Source organism: Mycobacterium sp. 1245111.1, assembly GCF_001673405.1.
In the GTDB taxonomy this organism is placed as follows: Bacteria; Actinomycetota; Actinomycetes; order Mycobacteriales; family Mycobacteriaceae; genus Mycobacterium.
The window spans coordinates 90249-113673 of sequence record NZ_LZLV01000153.1; the positions used below are offsets into that span (position 1 = coordinate 90249).

A 23425-nucleotide genomic window follows, 5' to 3' on the forward strand; every position below is an offset into this window, starting at 1 on the left:
GGAGACGGCTTTCAACCTCCCGCTGACGCCGCGAACGGTCCGACGCGCTCGATGAATCGGTCGAAGAACGCCCCCGGGTCTGCCTGAATAGCGATCAACGCGTTGGGCTTTCGAGCCCAGCGGCCCGACCAGTCGGTGACCGTCATGCCGCGCGTCAGGGTGCCGGTCAACTCGACGTCCACCGTGGCCTGCTGGGTCTGGACAAGCTGCGGATCCAATGCCACCGCCGCGGCCAACGGGTCGTGCAGATGCGCGAGGTAGCCGTGGCCGAGGTCGTGATAGGACTCCAGGTAAAACCGGGTCGCATCTTCGATCACCCGAATCAGCGGGTTGGAGGCCGACGACCGGGTGCCTCGCTCGTCGTCGAGACTCAGGCCGCTTGTCGTCGAGCCCGCCGCGGCGGCCAGGCGGGCGAGAATGGTCGGGGTGAGCTCGATCTGCCGGGTCACGTCGAGGCCACATAAGATCGGGAGGCGTTGCGGGTCAACATCTTCTGAGGGTGACCAGGCGGCGAACACCTCGGCGGCCGCTTCGGGGTCGAAGGCGATATTCCACTCCGCGGCCGCGGTGGTGTTACCGCGGTAGTCGTAGGCGCCGCCCATGATCACCAACCGGCGCAACAGTGTCGGCAGCGCCGGCTCCTTTCGCACCGCCAGCGCCAAGTTGGTCAGCGGCCCGGTGGCCACCCCGATCAACTCGCCCGGATGTTGTTGTGCCGCTTCGACCCACGCCGTCGCTGCGTCGTCGACATGCAGCTGTCGATCGGTCGGTGCCAACTCGGCGTAACCCAATCCCTGTGGCCCATGGACGGGGCTGTCGGCGCGCACGGCGGAGTTCAGCGGATGCTCGGCACCTTTGAACACCGGCACGCCGTCGGCCCCACACAAGTCAAGGAGTCGCAGATTGTTGGCGCAGACCTGTTCCACCGGGACGTTTCCGGCGGTTGAGGCGACACCGACGAGTGCGGCGTCCGGGCTCGCCAGCAAGTAGATCAGCGCGATGGCGTCGTCGACGCCGGTGTCGACATCGGCGAAGACTGGTACGGCGGCCACTGCGGAAACAATACCCGCTTAGCCCTGGCCGTTGCGGTTGGCGACGTTATTACCAGTGCACGCCGGGAACCAGACGCACGACACGCTTGATCGTGCCGGGGACCCGCACGCGGGCGACCGCCGCGCGGACCGGCGGCTTCGGCCGGCGTGACGAGCGCTGTTCCACAACGTCTTTCGAATCGACCGGCCGCAATTCACCACGCGCCGCCGCTGAATCGGGATAGCCGAGATAGACCTGGTGCAGGATTCGGCGAGACAGCTTCGGGGTGAAGTAATGGCCCGCCTCGGACAGCGTGCCCAGCGGCGTGTCGATGCGAGCCGGCTTGTCGATCAAACCGCGAACCACCATTGCGGCCGCGTGTTCCGCGCTGATCGGGGGCACGGGGTTCAGCTTCCGGGACGGCTTGATCATCGGGGTGGCCACCAGCGGCATGTGGATGTTGGTGAATGTCACGTGGTCGGACAGTGTTTCGGTGGCGACCACTTCGGAAAACGCGTCGAGCGCGGCCTTGGTCGGCAGGTACGCGCTGTACTTGGGGCTGCGTGCCTGCACGCCGGCGCTGGACACGTTGACCACGTGACCGAATCGGCGCTCACGCCAATGAGGCAGCAGCGCCAGCACCATCCGCACCGCGCCAAAGTAGTTGACCGCCATAACTCTTTCGTAGTCGTGCATCCGGTCGGTCTGATTGACCACCGATCGGCGGATCGATCGGCCGGCGTTGTTGACCAGGTAGTCCACGTGACCGAAGCGGCCCAGGATGTCCTTGACGGTGTGTTCCACCGAACCGGAATCGGTGACGTCGCACGTGAAGGCGTAGGCCTGCCCGCCGTTCGTGCGAATCTCCTCCACCAGATCGTCGAGCGCATCGCCGTTGCGGGCCAGCGCGAATACCGTTGCGCCACGCTCGGCCACCGCGATCGCCGCCGCCCGGCCGATCCCGCTGGATGCGCCCGTGATGATCACGTGCCGGCCGACCAGCGGGCCATCCGGATCGTCCCGGCGGGCCCGGTCGGGATCGAGATGTTCGGCCCAGTACCGCCACAACGCGGGCGCGTAGCTGCTGAACTCGGGCACGGTAATCCCGGTGCCGCGCAACGCCTTCTGCGTCCGGTCGGAGATAAAGGTGGGAGCAAGGTCGACGACGTCGAGAACCTCGCCGGGAATGCCCAGCTGGGTGGCGACCATGTTGCGCCACACCTTGGGCCGACCACGCACTTTGAGCACGGGTGCCGCCACCGATCTGGGCAGTGACCCGCGCAGGGCCGGCAAACCGGCGGCGGCCGCGACACCGCGGTAAATACCCCGCAGCCCAATGGTTTTCGGCGATGTGAGGTGAAACGTCTGGCCGTCGCGTCCGTCGGCGTGCAGCAATGCGACCAGGGCATCGGCGACGTAGTCGACCGGGACGATGTTGGTGCGGCCGGTGTCGGGCAACATCATCGGCGTGAACCGGGGCAGCACGGCGAGCTTGCCCAGCATGCCGAAGAAGTAGTACGGCCCGTCGATCTTGTCCATCTCACCGGTGCGCGAATCGCCCACCACGACGGCGGGCCGGTAGATCCGGTATCGCAGCCCCGCTGTCGAGCGCACCAACAGTTCGGCCTCGAACTTCGTCTGGTGATACGGCGTCGGCAGCCGTTGGCCGATGTCGAAGTCGTCCTCGGTGTATTCGCCGTGGAAGTCGCCGGCCACCGCGATCGACGACACGTGATGCAGGGTCGCATCGAGCCGGCGGGCCAGCTCGATGACGGCCTGGGTGCCTTCCACGTTGGCCGCCCGCTGCTCGGCTTCACCGGCGGTGATGTCGTAGATCGCCGCGCAGTGCACCACATGGTCGACCGTGCCCAGCGCGGCGGTCGCCTCCCCGGTCAACCCGAGCTGCGGCTCAGTCAGCTCACCGACCAGTGGCTTTGCTCGATCACCCCAGGCTTCGGCCAGGCGCTCGAAGCGGCTCAGCGAGGCGCGGCGAACCAGGACCCACACGTCGGCGTCGGGATTGGCGTCTAACAGACGGGACACCACGCGGCGCCCAATAAACCCGGTACCGCCGGTAACGACATAGCGCATGCAAGACATGGTGCGCTGGGTATGGCCACACGTCAACGCAGTGTGACGTGATCGTTCGCGAGCATCAATCGGGGGATTGACGTGGCCATATCGAGAGAGCAGTATTCATCACACGATGACTTCATCATATGATGAATTATTCGCGAGCGGCCTGAACCACCAAAACCGGAAGGGGCCATCGATGACGGGATATATAGCCGCGCTGGCGATCGTGCTGCTGCTCGGCACGGTGCTGGCCCGAGTGTTCCTGCTCCGACGGGCCGGGACGCAGGCGATGCATTTCGGCCGGCTGGACAAGACGGACTTTCTGATCCCCGCGGTGATGCTGTTCTACTTCTACACAGTCTTTGCCGCCGCGTTCCATTGGCCGTTGGTCAGCACTCAGCTGTTCTTCAACTCGGCCGCCATAGCGTGGATCGGTGTCGGACTGTGTTACGTCGGACTGTTGGTGTTGTTCGCCAGCCTGGTGTCGTTTGGCAGAAGTTTTCGGGTCGGCATCGACGTCGATCAGCCCGACAAGCTGGTGACCACAGGCATTTTCGCCGTCAGCCGCAACCCGATCTACGTCGGGTTCGCATGTGTGTTGGTCGGTCAGTTTCTGGTGTTTCCCAACTGGGTTCCGCTGGCCTACCTCGGCGCTGGGTTCTTACTCTTTCACCGGCAGGTGTTGCGCGAGGAAAGCTTTATGCGCCAACACTATTCCGAGGAATATGTGGAGTATTGCCGACGCGTCAGGCGGTATCTCTAGACCGATGCGCGGGACGGCGCCACCAGATCTTTTTCTTCCGAGTCGTCCCACAGCAGCAGCTGGCGGACGGCCGGGCGCGATCCGTACGGCTGCAGCATCGAACTCGCGGGACGTGGGCGCACCCGCAACGGCCACCAGAACCACCGACCGAGCAGGGCGGCGATCGACGGCGTCATGAACGACCGGACGATCAGGGTGTCGAACAGCAGACCGAGACCGATGGTGGTGCCGATCTGACCGAGCACCTGCAATCCGCTGAACACGAATCCGCACATGGTCACCGCGAAGACCAGGCCGGCGGCGGTCACCACCGAGCCGGAGCCCGCCATGGCGCGGATGATCCCGGTTTTCAGCCCTGCGTGGATCTCCTCTTTGAAGCGGGATATCAACAGCAGGTTGTAGTCGGACCCAACGGCCAACAGGATCATGACCGCCAAAGCCAATATGACCCAATACAATTTGATGCCCAGTAGGTATTGCCACACCAGCACCGACAGCCCGAACGACGCGCCCAGCGATAGCGCCACCGTACCGACGATCACGATCGCGGCGACCAGGCTGCGGGTGATGAGCATCATGATCAGCAGGATCAGGCTCAGCGATGCGGTCGCGACGATCAGCAGGTCGTAGCGGTCCATGTCCTCGATGTCTTTGTAGGTCGACGCGGTGCCACCGAGATAGAAGCTGGCGCCGGACAGGGGAGTGTTCTTCACTGCCTCGTGCGCGGCGAGCTTGATCGGATCGACGTGGGAGATCGCGGCGGGCTCAGCCGGATCGCCTTCATGGGTGATGATCATCCGGGCCGCTTTGCCGTCCGGTGAAACAAACAGCTTCAGGCCACGCTTGAAGTCAGGGTTGGTGAATACCTCGGGAGGCAGATAGAACAGGTCGTCGTTCTTGGCCTTGTCAAAAGCCTGCCCCAGCGCGGCCGGATTGTCGTTCGCCAGTTCGGATTGCTTGTTGATACCGAGGTTGGTGGCGTAGTTCTTCAGCGTCAGTTCGCGGTTGACTTCCTGGCTGGCGATCTGTGGCGGGATCAGCCCGACCAGTTGCGGCTGGAGCGCGTCGAGCTTGTCCAGGCTCGCCGTCAGGTCTTCGAACTTCTCGGTGAGCTGATCGATGCTGTCGATCGACTCGAAGGTATTGCGCAGCGCGAAGCAGATCGGGATGTCGTAGCAATGCTTTTCCCAGTAGAAGTAGCTGTGCAGTGGCCGGAAGACGTCGTCGAAATTCGCCAGCTTGTCGCGCACCTCGCCGATGATCGCCAGCGTCTCGTGGAACTTTTGCGTCTCGTCATGTGTCGCGGTAGCAAGTTGCTGCTGCAGGGTGTACTGCTGCTGCAAGATTGCGATCGTCTTGTCGAGTTCCTCTGATTGGCGCATCAAGTCGTGCGCGCGGTCCGCTTGATACTTGAGGTTCTGCACCTGACCAATGCTTTGCTGGCTGATTTGGAACGCGATCGAACTGTGGTCGAGTGGAGCGCCCAACGGCCGGGTGATCGACTGCACCTGCGCGATGCCGGGGATGTGGACGATGTTCTTGGCCACCTTGTCCAGCACGAGCATGTCGGCCGGATTTCGGAGGTCGTGGTCGGCCTCGATCATCAGCAGCTCGGGCTCCAACCGGGCGCGCGAGAAGTGCCGCTCGGCGGCGGTGTATCCGACGTTGGCCGGAGCGTTGGCGGGGATGTACGGCCGGGTGTCGTAGCTGGTCTTGTAGCCCGGCAGGGCGAGCAAGCCGATGAGGGCAACCGCGATGGATACCACCAGAATTGGCCCGGGCCAACGGACAATCGCGGTGCCGATGCGACGCCAGCCGCGGGTCTGCAGCACTCGCTTGGGGTCGAAAAGGCCGAAATGGCTGGCAACCACCAGGATGGCCGGACCGAGGGTGAGCGAGGCTGCCAGGGCGACCAGGATCCCGATCGCGGCGGGCGGGCCCAAGCTCTGGAAGTAGGGCAGCCTTGTGAAAGCGAGGCACGCGACCGCGCTGGCGACCGTCAGACCCGAGCCGAGGACAACGTGCGACGTGCCGTGATACATGGAGTAGTAGGCGTCTTCGCGATCTTCGCCCGCTGAGCGTGCTTCGTGATAGCGGCCGACGAAAAATATCGCGTAATCCGTTCCGGCGGCGACCACCAGCAGGGTCAACAGGTTGGTGGCGTACGTCGACAGTGGGAGAATCCCGATATTGCCAAGGAAGGCAACGAATCCCCGCGCCGCGGCCATCTCGATCAGGACGGTCGCCAGCACCAGGAGCGTGGTGGAAAACGATCGATAGACGAAGAACAGCATCACCGCGATCACGCCGACAGTGAGTGCGGTGACCTTGTCGGTTCCCTTACTGCCTGCGGTGAACTGGTCGGCGATCAGCGGGGCAGCGCCGGTCAGGTAGGCCTTGACCCCTGGCGGCGGCTGCATGTGGTCGATGGTGCTGCGGACCACGTCGACGGATTCGTTGGACAGCGCTTCACCCTGGGCTCCGTTGAGGAAGAGCTGCACATAGGCGGCCTTGCCGTCGCTGCTCTGGGATCCCGCAGCCGTCAGCGTGTCGCCCCAGAAGTCCTGGATGTGCTGGACGTGCTTCTTGTCCTGTTCCAGCTTGTGCACCATTTGGTCGTAAAATTTGTGCGCGTCAGCGCCCAGCGGCTTGTCGCCCTCGAGGACGATCATCGCGGAGGAGTCGGTGTCGAACTCGTGGAACACTTTTCCGATGTGCTTGAACGCCTGATACGACGGAGCCTCGGGAGAGCTGAGGCCGACGTTGTGCACCCTGCCGACTTCTTCCAGTTGCGGCACAACGATATTCGGAATCGCTGCTAACGCCAGCCAGAACAACAGGATCGGCACGGCAAGACGGTGAATGAGATGCGGGACGCGTGGCCGGCGCACGCTGTGGTTGCTCATCCGGACTTGTCCAGGCAGAAGGTGTAGGCGCTCAACTCGTTCACGGTCCTTTCGTCCTTGACGATGCCGTTGACGGTGATGCGGCACCCCAACGTGCTGCCGTTGCCCTGGGCAACGACGTTGGCGATGACCGCGGGGTCGGTGGTGGTGATCGTGTAGGACCAGGGCAGCGGGGTGTTATCGACCCGTTGCGGCGCGGCGTGGACGTCCTGATAGTTGATGGTCGCTGTGGCGCCGGGATTGCCGAAGACCTCATAGACGACTTGTTTGGGGTTGAACGGAACGATCTCATTCGAGGCGCCGCCGCCGTCCGCGGTGTTCCTGCTCGAACCGAAGGCGTCGTGCAGTCGATAGACCGCGAAGCCCGCCAAGGCGACCACGGCAACGGTGACGAGAATCATCCACCGTCGCCGGACCAGACCGCCAATCGAAAAGCCTTTCATCCGTTTGCCTTTCGGTGCCGGGTCAGGCTGGGGATGATGACCTCGTCGACCAAAGCTTCCACCGTCTGCTCGTTGGGTGGGCGGTTGGGCATGATCGACCGGAAGATCAGGTATCCGGGCAACAGGTCCCAGAGCTCGTCGCTGATCGCGGCGGCGTCGATCTCACCGCGAAGGACCGCGTCACGCAGGACTTCCTGCAAGAGGGCTTTCCGTTGATCCAGAAACTGCGACTGCATGGCGTCGTGCAACGCAGGATGACGCGATATCTCGACCATGACGGCGCGGATGATGCCGGCCTGCGCGTGGGTCTGCTGGCTGATCGTGTGTCCTAGGCGCAGCAGATCGCCGCGCAGTGTGCCAGTTTCGGGATGAACGGCGACCTGCCGGCAGCCCTCGATGAACGCGGCCAGCACCAGTTCGGCCTTCGACGGCCAGCGCCGGTAGACGGTGGCCTTGCTGGCCCGGGCCCGCGCGGCAACGGCGTCCAACGTCAACCGGTCGTAGCCGTGTTCCTGCAGCAGCTCCAGGGTGACCTCGAGCAACTCGGTTTCACGCGGCGACCACGGTGAAGCCGCCATACCGCGCTGAGTCGTCCCGGTCACAGCGCCTAACCCTAGGGGTTAGAGGGCAGTACTGTCCAGTACCGTACCGCTGCGGATCTGCCCGTGAGGCTCAGTAACTGAAGTCGCGGATCCCGTCCCAGTCGACCAACGTCCATCCCATTGCGGGGCTGCCGGTGATCACCACGCGACCAACGTTCGACAGCGGATGGGTCTTTACCAGACTGTCCTTGGGGTTTTTCACGTTCATCAACGTCCAGTACATGATCGACTCGCGAGACGAGAACGCCACGGGTTTGGCGTGACCCTCGTCGTAAATCTTCTGCACCGCCGCAGTGAACTGGTCATTGAACTGATCACCGTTGACCGAGCCGGGAATGGCGTTTTGGATATCACCGTTCAGCCAGTCGGCCGGTGCAAGCAGATGGGGCGAGCATGTGGAGTCCAACCATCGATCGTGATCGGTTTGTACGCACGCCCCCTTCGACGGTGTGTGGTTGTACCTGCCCGCGTTGATCTCGTTGAGACCGGACAGGATTTCGACGGTCTTGCCGAGCGCGTGGGCCAGGGGCGCAGCGGTCTGCTGGGTACGGGCCATCTGGGAGGCATAGACAGCGTCGAAACTGTTGCGGGAGAGCTGGTGTGCCAGCTGCTCTGCCTGTGCCCGGCCTTCCTCGGTCAGATCCGGACCGGGAATGTCGCTGTCGATTATCTTGGCGACGTTGGCTTCGGACTCGGCATGCCGGATGAAGGTCAGCGTGATGCTGCGCGGCTGTGACCCGCCCGAGCAGGCGCTGGCGAATACCATCACGGCGAGCGCGACTAGTGCGGCGGCTTTGCTGATCGCGGTGCGATTTTGCATGGCGATAGCCTGCCTTGTCGGCGGCTTCGATGTGGCGGTTTCATAGGTTTGCCATGGTTAGCCGGACGAATCTGACCGAGAGGAGACCCGCATGGCGATCGACCCGAATGCCGTCGGGGCGACGACCGAACCCATGTTGTTCGAGTGGACCGACCGCGACACCCTGCTGTATGCCCTCGGGGTGGGCGCCGGCCTCGACGATCTGAAGTTCACCACCGAGAACAGCCATGGCATCGACCAGCAGGTGCTGCCCACCTACGCGGTGATCTGCTGCCCGGCGTTCGGTGCGGCGGGCAAGGTCGGATCGTTCAATTGGGCGATGCTGCTGCATGGTTCGCAAGGCATCCGGCTGCATGCGCCGCTGCCGCCCGCCGGGAAACTGTCGGTGGTCACCGAGGTGGCCGACATCCAGGACAAGGGCGAGGGCAAGAACGCGATCCTGATGCTGCGCGGCCGCGGCAGTGATCCCGACACCGGCACGCTGGTCGCCGAAACGACGACGACGCTGGTGATCCGCGGCGAGGGCGGCTTCGGGGGACAGCCGGGCGAGCGTCCCGTCGCCCCGGAGATTCCCGATCGCGAGCCGGATGCCCGGGTCGCGCTGCCGACGCGTAAAGACCAGCCGCTGATCTACCGGCTCTCCGGCGACCGCAATCCGCTGCACAGCGATCCCTGGTTCGCCAAGGAGCTGGCCGGCTTCCCGGAGCCGATCATGCACGGGTTGTGCACCTACGGGTTCTCCGGTCGCGCGCTGGTCGCCGAACTCGGCGGCGGCGACGCCCACGCCATCACGGCCATCGAGGCCCGATTCACCAAACCGGTGTTTCCCGGCGAGACGCTGACGACACTGATCTGGCGCACCGGGCCAGGCAGAGCGGTGTTCCGCACCGAAGCGGCCGGGCCCGACGGCAGCAACGCCCGGCTGGTGCTCGAGGACGGCGCGGTGGAGTACACCGAGGTTTAGCCGGACCGTCGGTGCGGCACTCTGCGGCCATGGCATTCAAACTCACCTACAGCGACGGGCATGAAACCAACTACGACGACGACACCAAATGGGAAGTCGACGACGGGGTCCTTAAGTTAGGGAAAGAGTCCGGAAAGTGGTCGGTCTTCCTCTCCCCGAGTCATTGGGCCACCCTCGAGCTAGCGACCGGCAAAGACGACAAAGGCGAGGGCAAGCACGAAGAGCGCGACGCCGAAGACGAGGACAAGAAGGACAAGAAGGACAGCTGAGCGTTCGGCGTCAGCCGACGGCAGTCAGGGAGGGCCCAGGCGTGCGCGAATACGACGGGATCGCCTCCCGGATAGTCGGTGTAGAAGAGCGAAAACTGTTCTGCTGTCGTGATATACGGCATGGTCGGCACCTATCCCGGTAGCTTGTCGAGGAAGCCGACGACGCGGGCCAGTCGTCCGTCGGCCCCAACGGCTGCGACGTCGAACCCGATCACCAGCGGGTCATCCCCGTTGCGGCCCAGGCCCCAGGTGAAGCGGGCGACGTCGTGATGAGCATCGACCGGGCCGGCTAACGCGAAGACGTGATCCGGGAATTGGCCTTGGGTGGCGGCGATTGCGGCATCGATCGCGTCGTGGCCGTGGGCGTCGACCAGCGGATCGACGTAGCTGGCATCCTCGGCCCACGTCTTGGCGATCAGATCGCGTCGCGTGGCCGAGTCGGTCTCGTTCCAGCAGGCCAGGTATCGGTCGATCACGTCGTTCATGGAAGCATCCTTTCGATGGGTGAAAACCCGATCGTGTAGTTCTCAGTGCGCCCTGTCGATTACCCGCGAGGTAATCGTCGCGACGACGCGGCGCGGCTAGCATCGGGGCGATGACCACCCTGACCCGGAACTCGCGCGCCACCCCGGCAGTCGGTCAGCTGCTGCGCGAATGGCGGGAGCGACGCCGAATCAGCCAGCTCGACTTGTCGATTCAGGCCGAGATCTCCGCTCGACATCTGAGCTTCGTGGAGACCGGACGCTCGCAACCGACCTCGGGAATGATCCTGCGACTTAGCGAGCAACTCGACGTGCCGCTGCGAGAACGCAACGCGCTGCTGCTGGCTGGGGGTTACGCACCCGCCTATCCCGAGCATTCGCTGGACGAGCCGGAGCTGACCAGGCTGCGTGCCGCGCTTCGGCAGATCCTCACCGGCCACGAGCCGTATCCGGCGCTGGTGATCAACCGATGGTGGGAAATGCTGGACGGCAACGCCGCAGTCGCCGTCCTGATCGACGGATGCGACCCCGCTCTGCTCGAGCCCCCGATCAACGCCTTGCGCGTCTCGCTGCACCCGGACGGGATGGCGTCTCGCATCGTCAATCTGCCCGAGTGGCGGGCGCATATCCTCGAGCGGCTGCACCGCCAAGTCCAAGCGACGCGCGATCCTCGGCTGGCCGAGCTGCTGTCAGAGCTGCGAAGCTATCCCGGGGGCGAAGCCGAACGCCCCGAGCCTACCGACGTTGCCGTTCCACTACGCTTGCGGCACAACGGAAAAGAGCTTGCATTCTTCAGCATGACCGCGGTCGTCGGAGCCCCGCTGGATGTCACCGTCGCCGAAGTGGCGATCGAGTCCTTTTATCCCGCCGACGCGAACACCGCGGCGGCGTTGCAGGCACTAGGAAAGTGAGCCGATGACCGACACCGCCGCAACCGAGATGATTCACGGGCTGGTCCCGCTGTCCGTGACGCTTGGCATCACCGCGGACGCCGCCGGCCCCGATGAGGTTGTGCTGAGCCTGGATTGGGCGGAGAGCCTGACGACCGGAGGAGGCGTGCTGCACGGCGGCATCGTGATGGCATTGGCGGATACGTCCGGCGCGGTGTGCGCGTTTCTCAATCTCCCCGAGGGCGCGGGTGGAACGACCACTATCGAATCGAAGACCAATTTCTTTGCCGCCACCCGCTCCGGCACGGTCAAGGCGCACAGCAGGCCGCTGCACGTCGGACGGCGCGTCATCGTGGTGGAGACGGAGATCCGCGGCGACAACGGCAAACTGGCCGCCAAAACCATTCAGTCACAAGCGGTTTTGTGATCGAGCTGGTCCGCTAGCCGCTCGGTGAATTCGCGCACCCGGCCGGGGTTGTCCAGCGCGTAGCGGGCGGCGGTGGCACGGTCCCCGTCGTCGCTGTGCCGCACCAGAATGGCGATGCCGTCGTCGGCTATCGCGTCGAAGGCATCCTCGTCGGTGATGTCGTCGCCGAGATAGATCGGCAGCAGCGGGCCATCGCCGTCATTGTCGCGGATGTAGTCGAGCACCCACCGCAACGTTTTCCCCTTGTCCCAGTCGACATCTGGGCGTAGCTCGATGACCTCGCGGCCGGTCGTCACCCGTAGGGCGGTTCGTTGCCCGGCGCTGCGCACCGCCGCGGCCACCTCGCCGACGCGGTCGCGCGCGGCATTGCGGTAGTGCACGGCGACACCAAATCGCTTGTGTTCCACGACGACTCCCGGAATGTCGCCGAGCTGGTCGGCGAGCGCGGCTGCCACCTCGGCCAGCACCGGAACACTCGCCGCGGCCTCGGAATTCTCGTGATGTGCCCCGTCGGGCCCGGTCAGCTCGAAACCATGGCTGCCCGCGTACCAGAGGCCGGGTAGGCCGATTCGCTCGCGCACGTCGGCCAAGTCGCGACCGCTCAGGATCGCCACCGGACACCGGGCGCTCAGCGCCGTCAGCGCCTCGGCCGCGCCGTCAGCCAGTCGCGCGGTGTCGGGATCGTTGACGATCTCCGACAGGGTGCCGTCGAAGTCATAGAACACCGCGGGTTGTGCCGGGACGTTCGTCGCCTGCATGCCGTCGGGCAGTTCGGACATCCGCCGATCGCCGGTGCGGACCTCGATGGCGCTTTGCCCGGCTCCGATGTCGATGACCAGCGCGAAACCGGCGGCCCGTGCGGCCGATGCGCTCTCCTTGCTGGACGTCGCGACCGCGCAGCGCCCCGGCCGCACCGCCAGGTCGTCGGCCGACTCGACGAGGGCGGCGGCATCGGATCGACCGACGCGGACACCGGCGTCGCGCAGGTGCGCGGCCAGGGCGGGGTCGGGCTCACCGTCGAAGAGCACGGCGTCCAGGCGGCGTGGGTCGATGATGACCGACATTGCCCGCCCTGCCTTCCCGGCCCGCCGTCGCGGTGCCAGTAGTCAGGTTAGTCGGTGATCGTCAGACGGATTTCTTGTCGAACAGCAATACCGAGTCGTGGGTGAGCATCTCCAGGCGTGCGACCGCGGTTGTGATGCCATCGGCCAGTTCCTCGATGTCGGCCCCTGCGTCGTAGTCGGCGGTGATGCCGAACACCAGATCGTCGGCGTAGCTCAGCACCGCGACGCCGGTGCGCAGCTGCAAGGCGATCGGCGAGATCGGCAGCAGCCGGCTGACCGTGCGGCCCATCATCTCCAACCGGCGGTGCGGGCCCGGGACATTGGTCGCCAGCGTCACGATGCCGCGTTGTGGCAGGCGGGTGAGCACGCGAATCAACCACGAGGACAACATGAATGGGACATAACCGGTCACCGATACCGCCATGTTGCCGGCCTGTTTCTGGCCGCCCTGCTTGGTACGGGTCATCCGCCTGTGCACAGTGCGCAGCTGCTGATGCGGGTCGCCCTCGTCGACTGGCAGATAGGGCAGCATGATCGAGATTTTGTTGCCCGGCTTGTCCGCAGAATCGGGGGAGCGGACGGACACCGGTACGAGCGTGCGCAGCGAGTTCGGTCGCGGCTCCTCGCCGCGACGGAGCAGAACGCGGCGATAGCCTTCGGTGATCGCGGCCAGCGCGACGTCGTTGATCGTGACGTCGAACTTGTGGCAGACCTCTTCGACATCGGCAAGGGGGACCCGGACCGCACGGTACCGGCGCATCGATGTCACTGGCCCGACCAGCGACGACCCTGCGGTGGGCCGCATCAGGCCGCCGGCGATCTCAGACGCGCCGCCGACAGTGCGGGTCAGCGTGTTGGCGATGCCGGTGGCGGTTCGCCAGAGATTGCCCAACGGGTTGGTGCGCGGCGGGTTCTCGGGTACCGGCGTCAGATGCGGGTGCCGCCTGCCCCGCTTGGCGACAGTGGGTCGCGCAAAGACGTCGCCGTCAAACTCATCGCACAGCCGGGCGAGGATGCGGGTCGCCGAGATCCCGTCGGCCATGCAGTGGTGGGCCTTCATCAACATCGCCCACCTGTTGCCCTTCAGGCCTTCGATGACCCAGCACTCCCACAGTGGGCGATCGCGGTCCAGTCGGCGCTCCAGTACATCGGCGACGACGCGAAACAACTCGTCGTCGTCGCCCGGGCGTGGCAGTGCGATCCGGCGCACGTGACGGCTGATGTCGAAGGCGGGATCCTTGACCCAGTGTGGGGCCGCCACGTCGAAAGGTTGGGTGCGCAACATCTGGGTGCATCGTGGGATCGACTGAACGCGTTCTGCCAGAACGGCTTTGAATTCGTCGTATTTGGGCGCCCTGCCATCGATGACGGCGATCGCGCCGATCGCCAAGCTGACATTGCGGTCCGAATCTTCGGCCATGAGGAAGCCTGCGTCGAGCGTGTTGAGTTGCTCCACGAATCGTCACCGCCTGTGCTGGGGCCGTCGCTTGGGTTGCGTCCGAGTATCGGCGGTGACCAGTGGTCAGAGGTGGCGGCGACATTAATTCGTGTAAACAACTGGGGTCGGTTGTGTGGCAACGCAGTTGGCGCTCGCATGCTTTCTCAGACTCTGAGAGTTTCTGAGAACTAACCGAATTGGCTGCGGGGTGTCGATATCGTTGTGCCGGGCGATAATTGGTCAGGTGAGAGATCGGGTTGCGGCCCGCAGCTCGTCGAGAGCTGCTAATGCGTAGTGCGCCAGCGGAGTGTCGTCGTCGGCCTTCAGCCATCGCGCAAAGCCCTGTTTGAACGCGAGGACGCCGAGCTCGCACGCGAGGTGTGCGATGAGCTCGGGTACACCTCGGGCGAGCAACGCGTCTGTCATCGCTGCCGCGAGGCCAACGACCTTGAGGGCGTCGCGCTCCTGTAGCTCGACATTGGCCGCGACGGCCGCGGTGATGCGGGGGGCGAGCTCGCGGTTCATCGGACCCATCGCATTGGATGCGCGCTCGAGCCCGGCCGCGACCGCCTCCAGTGGGGTCGCGTCCTGGGGTGCCTCCGCGATGCCCTCGGTCAGCAGTCGACCGAGCGTCTGTTGGCCGGCGACCAGGATCTCGCGCTTGTCGGGGAAGTGACGGAAGAAGGTGCTCTTCGTGACGCCCGCGCGCTCGGCGATCTGGGCGACCGTGGTGGAGTCGTAGCCCTGCTCGTTGAACAGATCCACCGCGGCGAACACGAGTCGCTCCCGTGCTCCAGGTTCCCACCGCGCCATGCATCCATGTTAGTGATGGGACTCTTATCCCATTACGGTGCTACGGTGATGAGACAAAAGTCCCATCACAGTCTGGGGGAATTATGCACGTTTTCGTCACCGGAGCTACAGGCCTGATCGGCTCGGCGGTAGTCGCCGAATTGCTCGGCAACGGTCACACCGTCCTCGCGCTCGCACGTTCGGATTCGTCCGCCGCCACCGTGCAGGCCGCCGGCGCCGAGCCTCATCGGGGAGAACTTGCCGACCTGCCCGCGTTGCGCGCGGGTGTCGAGCGGGCGGACGGGGTGATTCACCTGGCTTTTAGCCACGACTTCGACAACCCCGGGGCCCTGGCGGGTGCGGTCGCCGAGGAAACCGCCGCGATCGGTGCCCTGGGCGAGGCGCTTATCGGCAGCGGCCGTCCGTTCGTCACCGTCTCGGGGACCCCGGTGGTGCCGGGCCGCAGCTCGACGGAGGCCGATCCGCCGTCGACGGATGGGCCGGTCGGCGGTCGCGGCCGTGCAGTGCTCGCGATGCTGGATCTGGCCCGACGCGGCGTCCGGACGGCGGCGGTACGTCTGCCGCGCACGGTGCACAACGAGGGCGAAGGCGGATTCGCCGGGATTCTCACCGCGGCGGCGCGTGCCAACGGGGTGGTGGGCTATCCGGGCGACGGTGCCCAGCGCTGGCCGGCAGTGCACGCGCTCGACGCGGCCGTGCTCTTCAGGCTGGTGTTGGAGAAGGCGCCTACCGCGACGGCGTGGCATGCGGTGGCCGACGAGGGCGACATGGTTCGTGACATCGCGGCGGTCATCGGCCGGCGCCTGGGGCTTGAGGTACGGGCCGTGCCGAACGAGACGTTCGGGCCGCTCGGCGCGGTCTTCGCCGCCGATCAGCCGTCGTCGAGTGCACATACCCAGCAGACGCTGGGGTGGCGGCCGCGGCAACCGAGCCTGCTCGAGGACCTGGAGAACATCCAGCCCTGATCGAACATATATTCGATACACTTGTCGGGTGGGGTGGAGCAATGGGCCGCCGGGCTGGTCGGAGATGGAGCGGGTGCTCTCCGGCAAGCCGCGCCGTTCCGGCACACCGACTGTGTGGACCCCGGCGGACGAGGCCCCCTGGTCGCGCAAGCGGGTGGCCTACCAGCCACCGGACGAAGACCGGCCGGCTCGGTCGTCCATCCCATACGCCGAGCTACACGCGCATTCGGCGTACAGCTTCCTCGACGGGGCCAGCGCGCCGGAGGAGTTGGTCGAAGAGGCGGTGCGGCTGGATCTGCGGGCCATCGCGCTGACCGACCACAACGGGCTCTACGGCGCGGTGCGGTTTGCCGAAGCGGCGGTGGAACTGGACATGCAGACGGTGTTCGGCGCGGAGTTGTCGCTGGGGTCCGGCGCCCGGACAGACGATCCGGATCCGGCCGGCCCACATCTGCTGGTGCTGGCGCGGGGACCGGAGGGTTATCGCCGGCTGTCTCGGCAGTTGGCCGTGGCGCATCTGGCCGGCGGCGAGAAAGGCAAGCTGCGCTTCGACTTCGACGCGCTCACCGAGGCGGCGGGCGGCCACTGGCAGATCTTGACCGGTTGCCGCAAAGGTCACGTCCGCTCCGCGCTGTCCACCGGCGGCCGGGATGCGGCCTCGGCGGCGTTGGCCGATCTGGTGGATCGATTCGGCTCCGATCGGGTCAGCGTCGAGTTGACCCACCACGGCTGCCCGGTCGATGACGACATCAACAGCGAAATGGCCTTGCTGGCAAGGCGATTCGGGCTCACCTGCGTGGCGACCACCGGCGCGCATTTCGCCGGTCCGTCACGTCGGCAACTGGCGATGGCGATGGGCGCGATCCGGGCCAGGCAGTCGCTGGACGAGGCGGCCGGCTGGCTTGCCCCGTTGGGCGGTTCGCATCTGCGCTCCGGTGAGGAGATGGCGCGGCTGTTCGCGCAGCACCCTGAGGCAGTGACCGCCGCGGCCGAACTCGGCGAGCAGTGCGCCTTCGGCCTCGCGCTGATCGCGCCGCAGTTGCCACCGTTCGACGTTCCCTCCGGGCACACCGAAGACAGCTGGTTGCGTGAGCTGACGATGGCTGGGGCCGAGCGTCGCTACGGCCCACGGTCACAGGCCCGCCAGGCGTATACCCAGATCGAGTACGAGCTGAAAATCATTGAGCAACTGAAGTTTCCGGGGTACTTCCTGGTGGTCTATGACATCACCCGATTCTGCCGGGAGAACAATATCCTGTGTCAGGGCCGGGGATCGGCGGCCAACTCGGCGGTCTGCTACGCGCTCGGGGTCACTGCGGTCGACCCGGTGGCCAACGAGTTGCTGTTCGAGCGCTTCCTGTCGCCGGAACGCGACGGCCCGCCCGACATCGACATCGACATCGAATCGGATTTGCGCGAAAACGTCATCCAGTACGTCTACGACAAATACGGCCGCGACTACGCCGCCCAGGTCGCCAACGTGATCACCTACCGCAGCCGAATCGCGGTGCGCGACATGGCTCGGGCCCTGGGCTTCTCACAAGGACAACAGGACGCCTGGAGCAAGCAGATCAGCCACTGGAGTGGACGTCCGTCGGACATCGACGGCATCCCCGAGCAGGTGATCGAACTGGCCGATCAGATCCAGAACCTGCCCCGGCACATGGGCATCCATTCCGGTGGCATGGTGATCTGCGACCGGCCGATCGCCGACGTCTGTCCGGTCGAGTGGGCACGCATGGAGAATCGCAGCGTGTTGCAGTGGGACAAAGACGATTGCGCGGCAATCGGTTTGGTGAAGTTCGATCTGCTCGGACTCGGCATGCTCTCGGCGCTGCACTACGTCATCGACCTGGTGGACGAGCACAAGGGCATCAAGGTCGACCTGGCCACGCTGGACCTGTCCGAACCGGCGGTCTACGAGATGTTGTCTCGCGCCGACTCCGTCGGGGTGTTCCAGGTGGAGTCGCGTGCGCAGATGGCTACGTTGCCGCGGCTGAAGCCGCGGGTGTTCTACGACCTGGTGGTCGAGGTGGCGTTGATCCGGCCCGGGCCCATCCAGGGCGGATCGGTGCACCCGTACATCCGGCGGCGCAACGGTCTCGACCCCGTTGTCTACGACCACCCGTCGATGGAGCCGGCGCTGCGGAAGACGTTGGGAGTGCCGCTGTTTCAGGAGCAGCTGATGCAGCTTGCGGTGGACTGCGCCGGCTTCACCGGCGCCGAGGCCGATCAGCTGCGCCGTGCCATGGGCTCCAAGCGGTCGGCCGAACGCATGCGACGGTTGCGCAGCCGGTTTTTCGATGGCATGCGAGAATTGCACGGCGCTTCCGACGAGGTGATCGACCGGGTCTACGAAAAGCTGGAGGCGTTCGCGAATTTCGGGTTCCCGGAAAGCCATTCGCTGAGCTTCGCGTCGCTGGTCTTCTATTCGTCGTGGTTCAAGCTGCACCATCCCGCGGCGTTCTGCGCCGCGCTGCTGCGTGCGCAGCCGATGGGCTTCTATTCGCCGCAGTCGCTGGTGGCCGACGCTCGCCGGCACGGTGTCACGGTGCACGGTCCGTGCGTGGCTGCCAGCCTGGTGCATGCCACGCTGGAGAACTCCGGAACCGAGGTGCGGCTGGGGCTGGGCGCCGTCCGTCACATCGGCGAAGACCTGGCCGAGAAACTGGTCGAAGAACGAAAAGCGCACGGCCCCTTCACTTCTCTGCTGGATTTGACGACCCGGGTCCAGCTGTCCGTGCCGCAGACCGAGGCGTTGGCCACCGCGGGCGCGCTGAACTGCTTCGGGATGTCGCGGCGCGAGGCGCTATGGGCGGCCGGCGCAGCCGCCACCCAACGGCCGGATCGCCTGCCGGGAGTGGGCTCGTCGTCGCATGTCCCGTCCCTGCCCGGGATGAGTGAGATGGAGTTGGCCGCGGCTGACGTATGGGCCACCGGCATCTCGCCGGACAGCTATCCGACCCAGTTCCTGCGGTCGGACCTCGACGAGTTGGGAGTGATACCCGCCGCCGACCTGCTGTCGGTGCCCGACGGCAGCCGGGTGCTGATCGCCGGGGCGGTCACCCATCGGCAGCGCCCCGGGACGGCGCAAGGGGTGACGTTCATCAACATCGAGGACGAGACCGGGATGGTCAACGTGCTCTGCACGCCGGGGCTGTGGGCCCGTCACCGCAAGCTAGCCCAGTCGGCGCCGGCGCTGCTGATCCGCGGCCAGGTCCAAAATGCCAGTGGCGCAGTCACCGTCATGGCCGAGCGATTCGGCGAGCTGACGCTGAAGATCGGATCGAAGTCCCGCGACTTTCGGTGAGTTCTATGCGCCCGGCGTCGTCCAAACCTTGGTCGGGGTGATCGCCAACCGGGTGCTGAAAGCATCCATCGAGATCCCCTCAGCCGACTCCAACTCTCTGGCGAGCTGGCCGTACTTTGCCCAGTAGGGTGCGTCGTCCTTGCAATTCACGTCGGTTGCGTCGATCTTCGCCGTACCGCCGATAACGATGATTCCGCCGCCGTTACCGTCCGAGTCCAGGTTCAGGCTCACTTCGGGGTGCGCCTTGATGTGGGTGACCTTGGCGGCCTGCGGCATGGAGTACACCGTCAGCCTGGTGCCGTCGAAGTAGTACCAGACCAGCCGGGGCACCGGTTGTCCCGATTTGGCGACGGTGGTCAACCACCCGAAGTGGTCCGATTCGAGCCTGCTGGAAACCTCTTGTGTGAGTTCGATGCTCATGGGTCGAATGTAGTCTCCAGGCATGGCCCTTAACCTTTCTGTCGACGAACTCCTCACCACCACTCGTTCGGTCCGTAAGCGCCTCGACTTCGACAAGCCGGTGTCGCGCGAGATCCTGATGGAATGTCTCGATTTGGCGCTGCAGGCACCCACCGGCTCCAATTCGCAAGGCTGGCAATGGGTTTTCGTCGAGGATGCCGACAAGAAGAAGGCGATCGGCGAGATCTACCTAGACAACGCCCGCGGCTACCTCAACTCACCGGCGCAGGAGTACGCCGCCGGTGACACCCGTGGCGAGCGGATGCCGGCGGTGCGGGATTCGGCGACCTATCTCGCCGAGCACATCCACGAGGCGCCGGTGCTGATGATCCCGTGCATCGAAGGCCGCGAAGACAAGCAGCCGATGGGCGGCGCGGGTTACTGGGCGTCACTGCACCCGGCGGTCTGGAGCTTCTGCTTGGCGCTGCGCTCGCGCGGGCTGGGAACCTGCTGGACGACGCTGCACCTGATCCGTGGCGGCGAGGAAAAAGTCGCCGACATCGTCGGCATCCCCTCCGAGAAGTACAGCCAGGGCGGCCTTTTCCCGATCGCCTACACCAAGGGCACCGATTTCAAGCCGGCCAAACGGCTGCCCGCCGAGCAGCTCACGCACTGGAACACCTGGTAGATCAGCCGGCGAGTTGCACCCTGACCGCGACACCGCCGGAGCTGTCGCGGCTGGCGACGGCGTGGCCGTGCCGGTCGGCGCCGTCGAGGCCGACCAGCGTGATCGGCCCGCCTTCGCCGAGGAAGTTGCGCCACCACGACTTCTGGTCGGGCCACGAGACGCCGATCGTCAGGACGTCGCCGCGTCGCGAATAAGCGACCGGGGTTTCGAACGTCTTCCCGGACCGTCGCCCGACATAGCGGATCACGATGAACTTGCGCCGGAACAGCGGCGCCTCCGCAAGTTGGGTGAAAAGGGCATTCACCCAGCGGACAAATGCGCGGTCGTTGAGTCCCATTCGACCGATGCTAATCAGACTGCGCGGGTTGGATTGCGCGGTTCGCCCCCGCAAGCGGGAGGTACCCCCACCTCAGACCGCTGCGCGTTCTGCATCGTCACCGCGCGCCGGCGAAGTTCTGCTGCCGCCACGCCTCATACACCGCGACCGCGGCGGCGTTGGCCAGGTTCAGCGACCGCCGGCCGTCGAGCATCGGGATGCGCACCCGCTCGGTGATGCGCGGATCGTCGAGTGTGGCCGCATCCAATCCGGTGGGCTCCGGGCCGAACATCAGAACGTCGCCGGCTTGGTAACTGATATCGGTGAACAACTGCGTCGCATGCGCGGTGAAAGCGAACACCCGCCGCGGCGCGATTGCTGTCCACGCGGCGTCCAGTGAAGGGTGCACGGTGACCGACGCCAAGTCGTGGTAGTCCAGTCCGGCCCGACGCAGGTTTGGTTCAGACAGGTCGAAACCCAACGGCTCGACGAGGTGAAGTTCCGCTCCGGTGGCTGCCGCCGTTCGGATGGCATTACCCGTATTGGGCGGGATTCGGGGTGACACGAACATCAGGTTGAACACAACACAAGGTAGCATGTCAGACCATGAAACAACAGCGGGGACTCCGCGTCGTTGGTCGGGTTCGGCTCTCGGCCGACCGTCTGGAGAGTACGTCGGTCGAACGCCAGCGGGAGGTGATCGGGCAATGGGCCTCGGCCAACGATCACGAGATCGTCGGGTGGGCTGAGGACGTAGACGTCTCGGGCTCGGTCCGCCCGTTCGATACCCCCGGCCTGGGGCCGTGGCTCAGCGACCGCGCCCCGGAGTGGGACGTCCTCTGTGCTTGGAAGCTCGACCGCCTCGGACGTAACGCTATCCAGCTCTCGGAGCTGTTCGGCTGGTGTCAGGACCACGACAAAACCGTGGTCTCCTGCTCGGAGTCGATAGACCTCAGCAGTTGGGCCGGGCGGATGCTGGCCGGGGTCATCGCCGGGCTCGCGGAAGGGGAGCTGGAGGCAATCCGGGAGCGGACCAAGGCGAGTCGAGCGAAGCTGCGGCAGTCGGCCCGCTGGCCGGGAGGCAAGCCCCCGTATGGCTACAAAGCGGTTCCCCGCGAGGGCGGGGGATGGGTACTGGTTCAAGATCGGGAAGCGGTCTCGGTAATCCAAAGGATCGTCCGAGACCTGCTGAGCGGCACCACGTTAACCGGAGAGGCGCGCTCGCTGACCGCCGAGGGTATCTGCACCCCCGCCGACCACTACCGAGCCCAGCGGGGCCTACAGCCCCTCGGGCGGCGGTGGCAGACCACGCCGTTGCGGAACCTGCTGCGGTCCCCGGCGTTATTGGGCCGGGTCCACCACGACGGGGAGTTAGTCCGAGACGACGACGGCCAGCCGGTCCAATTCGCCGAACCTGTTGTGTCGCTGGATGAGTGGGAGCGGATACAAGCGTTCTTAGATGGCAACCGAGAGGCCCGCAAAGACGACCGCCGGTCGGATACCAGCCTCCTGTCGGGGCTGGCGTACTGCGCTGTGTGCGAGAGTCAGCTCCACCACGACCTAAACGTGGTGAAGCGTCCCGGTCGGACCTACGAGTACCGCTACCTACGGTGCAAACTTCGCTGCTCTCCGCAGATCCCGGCTGCCGAGCTGGAAGAGATGGCCGAGGATGCGTTTCTTTACGAACTAGGCGATCTCGAAGTCCGAGAGCGAGTTTGGGTGCCCGGCGACAGCAACCAAGAGGCGCTGGCCGAGGCTTTGCGAGCGGTAGACGAGCTGTCAGCCGCAGCCGGTAGGGCGACGTCGGCCACGATGCGCCGACGCCTCCAGCGTCAGCTAGACGCTCTCGACGCTCGGATAGCTGAGCTGGAAGCCCAGCCGGCCCGCGAGGCGCACTGGGAGTGGGTGCCTACGGGAGGCACCTACGGGGACGCCTGGAGGGCTGCCAAGGGTGACACAGAGGCCCGCCGAGCCCTACTCCAACGGTCGGGTATCACGTTCGCTGCCCGGAACATCGGTGGCCGGGGGAGTAAGGCCCGAGAGTTCCATATTCGCGTGCCAGAGGCGATTCGGACGGCGCCGGGGGAGCCGGCGAAAACCTGACGGATCGGCTTCCACGTCGTCCAACGGTAGCCATCATCTCGGCCTCGAACTTGTCGTAGGCGATGACCTTGGAGGCCCAGACGAAACGAGGCCCGGTGGGATTCCACCCACCAGGCCCCGCCTCTTGATGTTCAGCTAGCCGTAGCTAGACGCCCTGCGGCGAGAGCACCTGGACTGAGGCTCGGCCCCGGCCCGCGTAGCCGCCGTAGTCGACCACGATGTACCAGTGCCCGTAGTCGGGCACCTGCAACACAGCCGGCGACCGCTCGTAGTGCCCGCCCCAGCAGCGGTGCGATGCTCCGCGCTGGTAGTAGCCGAGGTTCGTGCGGTCCAACAGCCGAACGTTGGCCGCGTTACCCTCCAGCGTGACCCGGACAATCGAACCACGGTCCAGATACCCGAGATCGAACTTCAAATACTCCATTTCCATACCTCCGCGGAAGGGGGTTTGGAAACACGAGCCCGCCCTTTAAGGCCCTCCTAGGAGCCTCGCAGTTGTCGAAGGTGTACCGTCCTACAAGCATTCCCCAATGCAGAGTAGGGCGGTAAACCCTCGGCTGGCGGACTCTGTCCTCGTCGAGGGCTTCCGTCCTTCCAGGCGGCAACACTACCCCTGGGGTACGACAAGGCGACGGAACACAACAACTTGTGTTTT

The 23425-nt window shown here is 65.4% G+C and carries 23 protein-coding genes; 9 read left to right on the forward strand and 14 right to left on the reverse strand.

All coding sequences use genetic code 11. The annotated features are described in order from the left end of the window. Nucleotides 1–11: 11 nt before the first annotated feature. Nucleotides 12–1052 carry a nucleoside hydrolase gene (locus A5658_RS25780; protein WP_067342104.1) on the reverse strand — a complete coding sequence of 347 codons (1041 nt, stop codon included), beginning with the start codon at nucleotides 1050–1052 and terminating at the stop codon, nucleotides 12–14. A 49-nt stretch (nucleotides 1053–1101) separates the two neighbouring features. After that, nucleotides 1102–3123, reverse strand: coding sequence for an SDR family oxidoreductase (locus tag A5658_RS25785; protein ID WP_067342107.1), 2022 nt, complete (start codon nucleotides 3121–3123; stop codon nucleotides 1102–1104). A gap of 181 nt (nucleotides 3124–3304) precedes the next feature. On the opposite strand from A5658_RS25785, the gene A5658_RS25790 reads away from it, so the two are divergent. Then, nucleotides 3305–3871 (forward strand): isoprenylcysteine carboxylmethyltransferase family protein, encoded by a 567-nt coding sequence (locus A5658_RS25790; RefSeq protein ID WP_067342267.1) that lies wholly within the window; start codon nucleotides 3305–3307, stop codon nucleotides 3869–3871. On the opposite strand, the gene A5658_RS25795 is transcribed toward A5658_RS25790, so the two are convergent. The 4 genes from A5658_RS25795 to A5658_RS25810 form a co-directional block, all read right to left on the reverse strand. Continuing rightward, nucleotides 3868–6777 carry an RND family transporter gene (locus A5658_RS25795; protein WP_067342109.1) on the reverse strand — a complete coding sequence of 970 codons (2910 nt, stop codon included), beginning with the start codon at nucleotides 6775–6777 and terminating at the stop codon, nucleotides 3868–3870. The two genes, A5658_RS25790 and A5658_RS25795, sit on opposite strands and share 4 nt — an antisense overlap. After that, nucleotides 6774–7220 carry an MmpS family transport accessory protein gene (locus A5658_RS25800; protein WP_197503225.1) on the reverse strand — a complete coding sequence of 149 codons (447 nt, stop codon included), beginning with the start codon at nucleotides 7218–7220 and terminating at the stop codon, nucleotides 6774–6776. Before A5658_RS25800 ends, A5658_RS25795 begins: the two co-directional genes overlap by 4 nt. After that, nucleotides 7217–7798 (reverse strand): TetR/AcrR family transcriptional regulator, encoded by a 582-nt coding sequence (locus A5658_RS25805; RefSeq protein WP_067342113.1) that lies wholly within the window; start codon nucleotides 7796–7798, stop codon nucleotides 7217–7219. Before A5658_RS25805 ends, A5658_RS25800 begins: the two co-directional genes overlap by 4 nt. 94 nt (nucleotides 7799–7892) lie before the next feature. Further along, the gene (locus A5658_RS25810; RefSeq protein ID WP_067342115.1) at nucleotides 7893–8642 is read right to left on the reverse strand and encodes a histidine phosphatase family protein; all 750 of its coding nucleotides are present in this window, start codon (nucleotides 8640–8642) and stop codon (nucleotides 7893–7895) included. Between the two features lie 91 nt (nucleotides 8643–8733). On the opposite strand from A5658_RS25810, the gene A5658_RS25815 reads away from it, so the two are divergent. Both A5658_RS25815 and A5658_RS25820 read left to right on the forward strand, forming a co-directional pair. After that, entirely contained in the window at nucleotides 8734–9606 is an 873-nt protein-coding gene (locus A5658_RS25815) for a MaoC/PaaZ C-terminal domain-containing protein (protein WP_067342117.1), read from the forward strand. Nucleotides 9607–9635: 29 nt separating this feature from the next. Continuing rightward, nucleotides 9636–9875 (forward strand): hypothetical protein, encoded by a 240-nt coding sequence (locus A5658_RS25820; protein ID WP_067342119.1) that lies wholly within the window; start codon nucleotides 9636–9638, stop codon nucleotides 9873–9875. 131 nt (nucleotides 9876–10006) lie between these two features. Here the strand turns inward: A5658_RS25820 and A5658_RS25825 are convergent, their stop codons facing one another. Continuing rightward, nucleotides 10007–10360 carry a nuclear transport factor 2 family protein gene (locus A5658_RS25825; RefSeq protein ID WP_067342121.1) on the reverse strand — a complete coding sequence of 118 codons (354 nt, stop codon included), beginning with the start codon at nucleotides 10358–10360 and terminating at the stop codon, nucleotides 10007–10009. Nucleotides 10361–10470: 110 nt separating this feature from the next. Between A5658_RS25825 and A5658_RS25830 the strand changes: the two genes are divergently transcribed. Next, nucleotides 10471–11268, forward strand: a complete 798-nt coding sequence (locus A5658_RS25830; protein WP_067342122.1) for a helix-turn-helix domain-containing protein — start codon at nucleotides 10471–10473, stop codon at nucleotides 11266–11268. 4 nt (nucleotides 11269–11272) lie between these two features. After that, on the forward strand, nucleotides 11273–11674 hold the full coding sequence (locus A5658_RS25835; protein ID WP_067342123.1) for a PaaI family thioesterase: 402 nt from the start codon (nucleotides 11273–11275) through the stop codon (nucleotides 11672–11674). Here A5658_RS25835 and otsB read toward each other — a convergent pair. The 3 genes from otsB to A5658_RS25850 all read right to left on the reverse strand — a co-directional run bounded on the left by otsB (nucleotide 11653) and on the right by A5658_RS25850 (nucleotide 14989). Next, nucleotides 11653–12738, reverse strand: a complete 1086-nt coding sequence (otsB, locus tag A5658_RS25840; protein WP_067342126.1) for a trehalose-phosphatase — start codon at nucleotides 12736–12738, stop codon at nucleotides 11653–11655. The genes A5658_RS25835 and otsB overlap by 22 nt on opposite strands. 61 nt (nucleotides 12739–12799) lie before the next feature. Further along, nucleotides 12800–14194 (reverse strand): wax ester/triacylglycerol synthase family O-acyltransferase, encoded by a 1395-nt coding sequence (locus A5658_RS25845; RefSeq protein ID WP_067342127.1) that lies wholly within the window; start codon nucleotides 14192–14194, stop codon nucleotides 12800–12802. Between the two features lie 222 nt (nucleotides 14195–14416). Next, the gene (locus tag A5658_RS25850; protein WP_067342128.1) at nucleotides 14417–14989 is read right to left on the reverse strand and encodes a TetR/AcrR family transcriptional regulator; all 573 of its coding nucleotides are present in this window, start codon (nucleotides 14987–14989) and stop codon (nucleotides 14417–14419) included. 83 nt (nucleotides 14990–15072) lie between these two features. On the opposite strand from A5658_RS25850, the gene A5658_RS25855 reads away from it, so the two are divergent. Both A5658_RS25855 and A5658_RS25860 read left to right on the forward strand, forming a co-directional pair. After that, on the forward strand, nucleotides 15073–15954 hold the full coding sequence (locus A5658_RS25855; RefSeq protein WP_067342129.1) for an SDR family oxidoreductase: 882 nt from the start codon (nucleotides 15073–15075) through the stop codon (nucleotides 15952–15954). Nucleotides 15955–15982: 28 nt separating this feature from the next. Then, nucleotides 15983–19264, forward strand: a complete 3282-nt coding sequence (locus A5658_RS25860) for an error-prone DNA polymerase (RefSeq protein ID WP_067342131.1) — start codon at nucleotides 15983–15985, stop codon at nucleotides 19262–19264. A 3-nt stretch (nucleotides 19265–19267) separates the two neighbouring features. Here the strand turns inward: A5658_RS25860 and A5658_RS25865 are convergent, their stop codons facing one another. Then, on the reverse strand, nucleotides 19268–19684 hold the full coding sequence (locus tag A5658_RS25865; RefSeq protein ID WP_067342132.1) for a TIGR03667 family PPOX class F420-dependent oxidoreductase: 417 nt from the start codon (nucleotides 19682–19684) through the stop codon (nucleotides 19268–19270). A 22-nt stretch (nucleotides 19685–19706) separates the two neighbouring features. Between A5658_RS25865 and A5658_RS25870 the strand changes: the two genes are divergently transcribed. After that, complete coding sequence (locus A5658_RS25870) at nucleotides 19707–20351, forward strand: nitroreductase family protein (protein WP_067342134.1); 645 nt, start codon at nucleotides 19707–19709, stop codon at nucleotides 20349–20351. A gap of 1 nt (nucleotide 20352) precedes the next feature. Here A5658_RS25870 and A5658_RS25875 read toward each other — a convergent pair whose 3' ends face one another. Then, complete coding sequence (locus A5658_RS25875; protein WP_067342136.1) at nucleotides 20353–20688, reverse strand: hypothetical protein; 336 nt, start codon at nucleotides 20686–20688, stop codon at nucleotides 20353–20355. 97 nt (nucleotides 20689–20785) lie between these two features. Continuing rightward, a complete protein-coding gene (locus A5658_RS25880; protein WP_067342138.1) occupies nucleotides 20786–21250 on the reverse strand; it encodes a tRNA (cytidine(34)-2'-O)-methyltransferase in 465 nt (154 codons plus the stop codon). Between the two features lie 23 nt (nucleotides 21251–21273). Here A5658_RS25880 and A5658_RS25885 point away from each other — a divergent pair, with 23 nt between their 5' ends. Further along, nucleotides 21274–22770 carry a recombinase family protein gene (locus A5658_RS25885; protein ID WP_067342140.1) on the forward strand — a complete coding sequence of 499 codons (1497 nt, stop codon included), beginning with the start codon at nucleotides 21274–21276 and terminating at the stop codon, nucleotides 22768–22770. A 145-nt stretch (nucleotides 22771–22915) separates the two neighbouring features. Here A5658_RS25885 and A5658_RS25890 read toward each other — a convergent pair whose 3' ends face one another. Further along, nucleotides 22916–23194: a DUF1883 domain-containing protein gene (locus tag A5658_RS25890; protein WP_197503226.1), complete on the reverse strand. Its 279-nt coding sequence runs from the start codon at nucleotides 23192–23194 to the stop codon at nucleotides 22916–22918. Nucleotides 23195–23425 lie beyond the last annotated feature (231 nt).

Coding starts and splice junctions, on each gene's coding strand:
- A5658_RS25875 (WP_067342136.1), bottom strand. CDS start 20,688: ATGGGACTCAACGACCGCGCATTTGTCCGCTGGGTGAATGCCCTTTTC.
- A5658_RS25795 (WP_067342109.1), bottom strand. CDS start 6,777: ATGAGCAACCACAGCGTGCGCCGGCCACGCGTCCCGCATCTCATTCAC.
- A5658_RS25830 (WP_067342122.1), top strand. CDS start 10,471: ATGACCACCCTGACCCGGAACTCGCGCGCCACCCCGGCAGTCGGTCAG.
- A5658_RS25890 (WP_197503226.1), bottom strand. CDS start 23,194: ATGGAGTATTTGAAGTTCGATCTCGGGTATCTGGACCGTGGTTCGATT.
- A5658_RS25885 (WP_067342140.1), top strand. CDS start 21,274: ATGAAACAACAGCGGGGACTCCGCGTCGTTGGTCGGGTTCGGCTCTCG.
- A5658_RS25870 (WP_067342134.1), top strand. CDS start 19,707: ATGGCCCTTAACCTTTCTGTCGACGAACTCCTCACCACCACTCGTTCG.
- A5658_RS25790 (WP_067342267.1), top strand. CDS start 3,305: ATGACGGGATATATAGCCGCGCTGGCGATCGTGCTGCTGCTCGGCACG.
- A5658_RS25835 (WP_067342123.1), top strand. CDS start 11,273: ATGACCGACACCGCCGCAACCGAGATGATTCACGGGCTGGTCCCGCTG.
- A5658_RS25800 (WP_197503225.1), bottom strand. CDS start 7,220: ATGAAAGGCTTTTCGATTGGCGGTCTGGTCCGGCGACGGTGGATGATT.
- A5658_RS25785 (WP_067342107.1), bottom strand. CDS start 3,123: ATGCGCTATGTCGTTACCGGCGGTACCGGGTTTATTGGGCGCCGCGTG.
- A5658_RS25810 (WP_067342115.1), bottom strand. CDS start 8,642: ATGCAAAATCGCACCGCGATCAGCAAAGCCGCCGCACTAGTCGCGCTC.
- otsB (WP_067342126.1), bottom strand. CDS start 12,738: ATGTCGGTCATCATCGACCCACGCCGCCTGGACGCCGTGCTCTTCGAC.
- A5658_RS25815 (WP_067342117.1), top strand. CDS start 8,734: ATGGCGATCGACCCGAATGCCGTCGGGGCGACGACCGAACCCATGTTG.
- A5658_RS25805 (WP_067342113.1), bottom strand. CDS start 7,798: ATGGCGGCTTCACCGTGGTCGCCGCGTGAAACCGAGTTGCTCGAGGTC.
- A5658_RS25865 (WP_067342132.1), bottom strand. CDS start 19,684: ATGAGCATCGAACTCACACAAGAGGTTTCCAGCAGGCTCGAATCGGAC.
- A5658_RS25850 (WP_067342128.1), bottom strand. CDS start 14,989: ATGGCGCGGTGGGAACCTGGAGCACGGGAGCGACTCGTGTTCGCCGCG.
- A5658_RS25820 (WP_067342119.1), top strand. CDS start 9,636: ATGGCATTCAAACTCACCTACAGCGACGGGCATGAAACCAACTACGAC.
- A5658_RS25825 (WP_067342121.1), bottom strand. CDS start 10,360: ATGAACGACGTGATCGACCGATACCTGGCCTGCTGGAACGAGACCGAC.
- A5658_RS25855 (WP_067342129.1), top strand. CDS start 15,073: ATGCACGTTTTCGTCACCGGAGCTACAGGCCTGATCGGCTCGGCGGTA.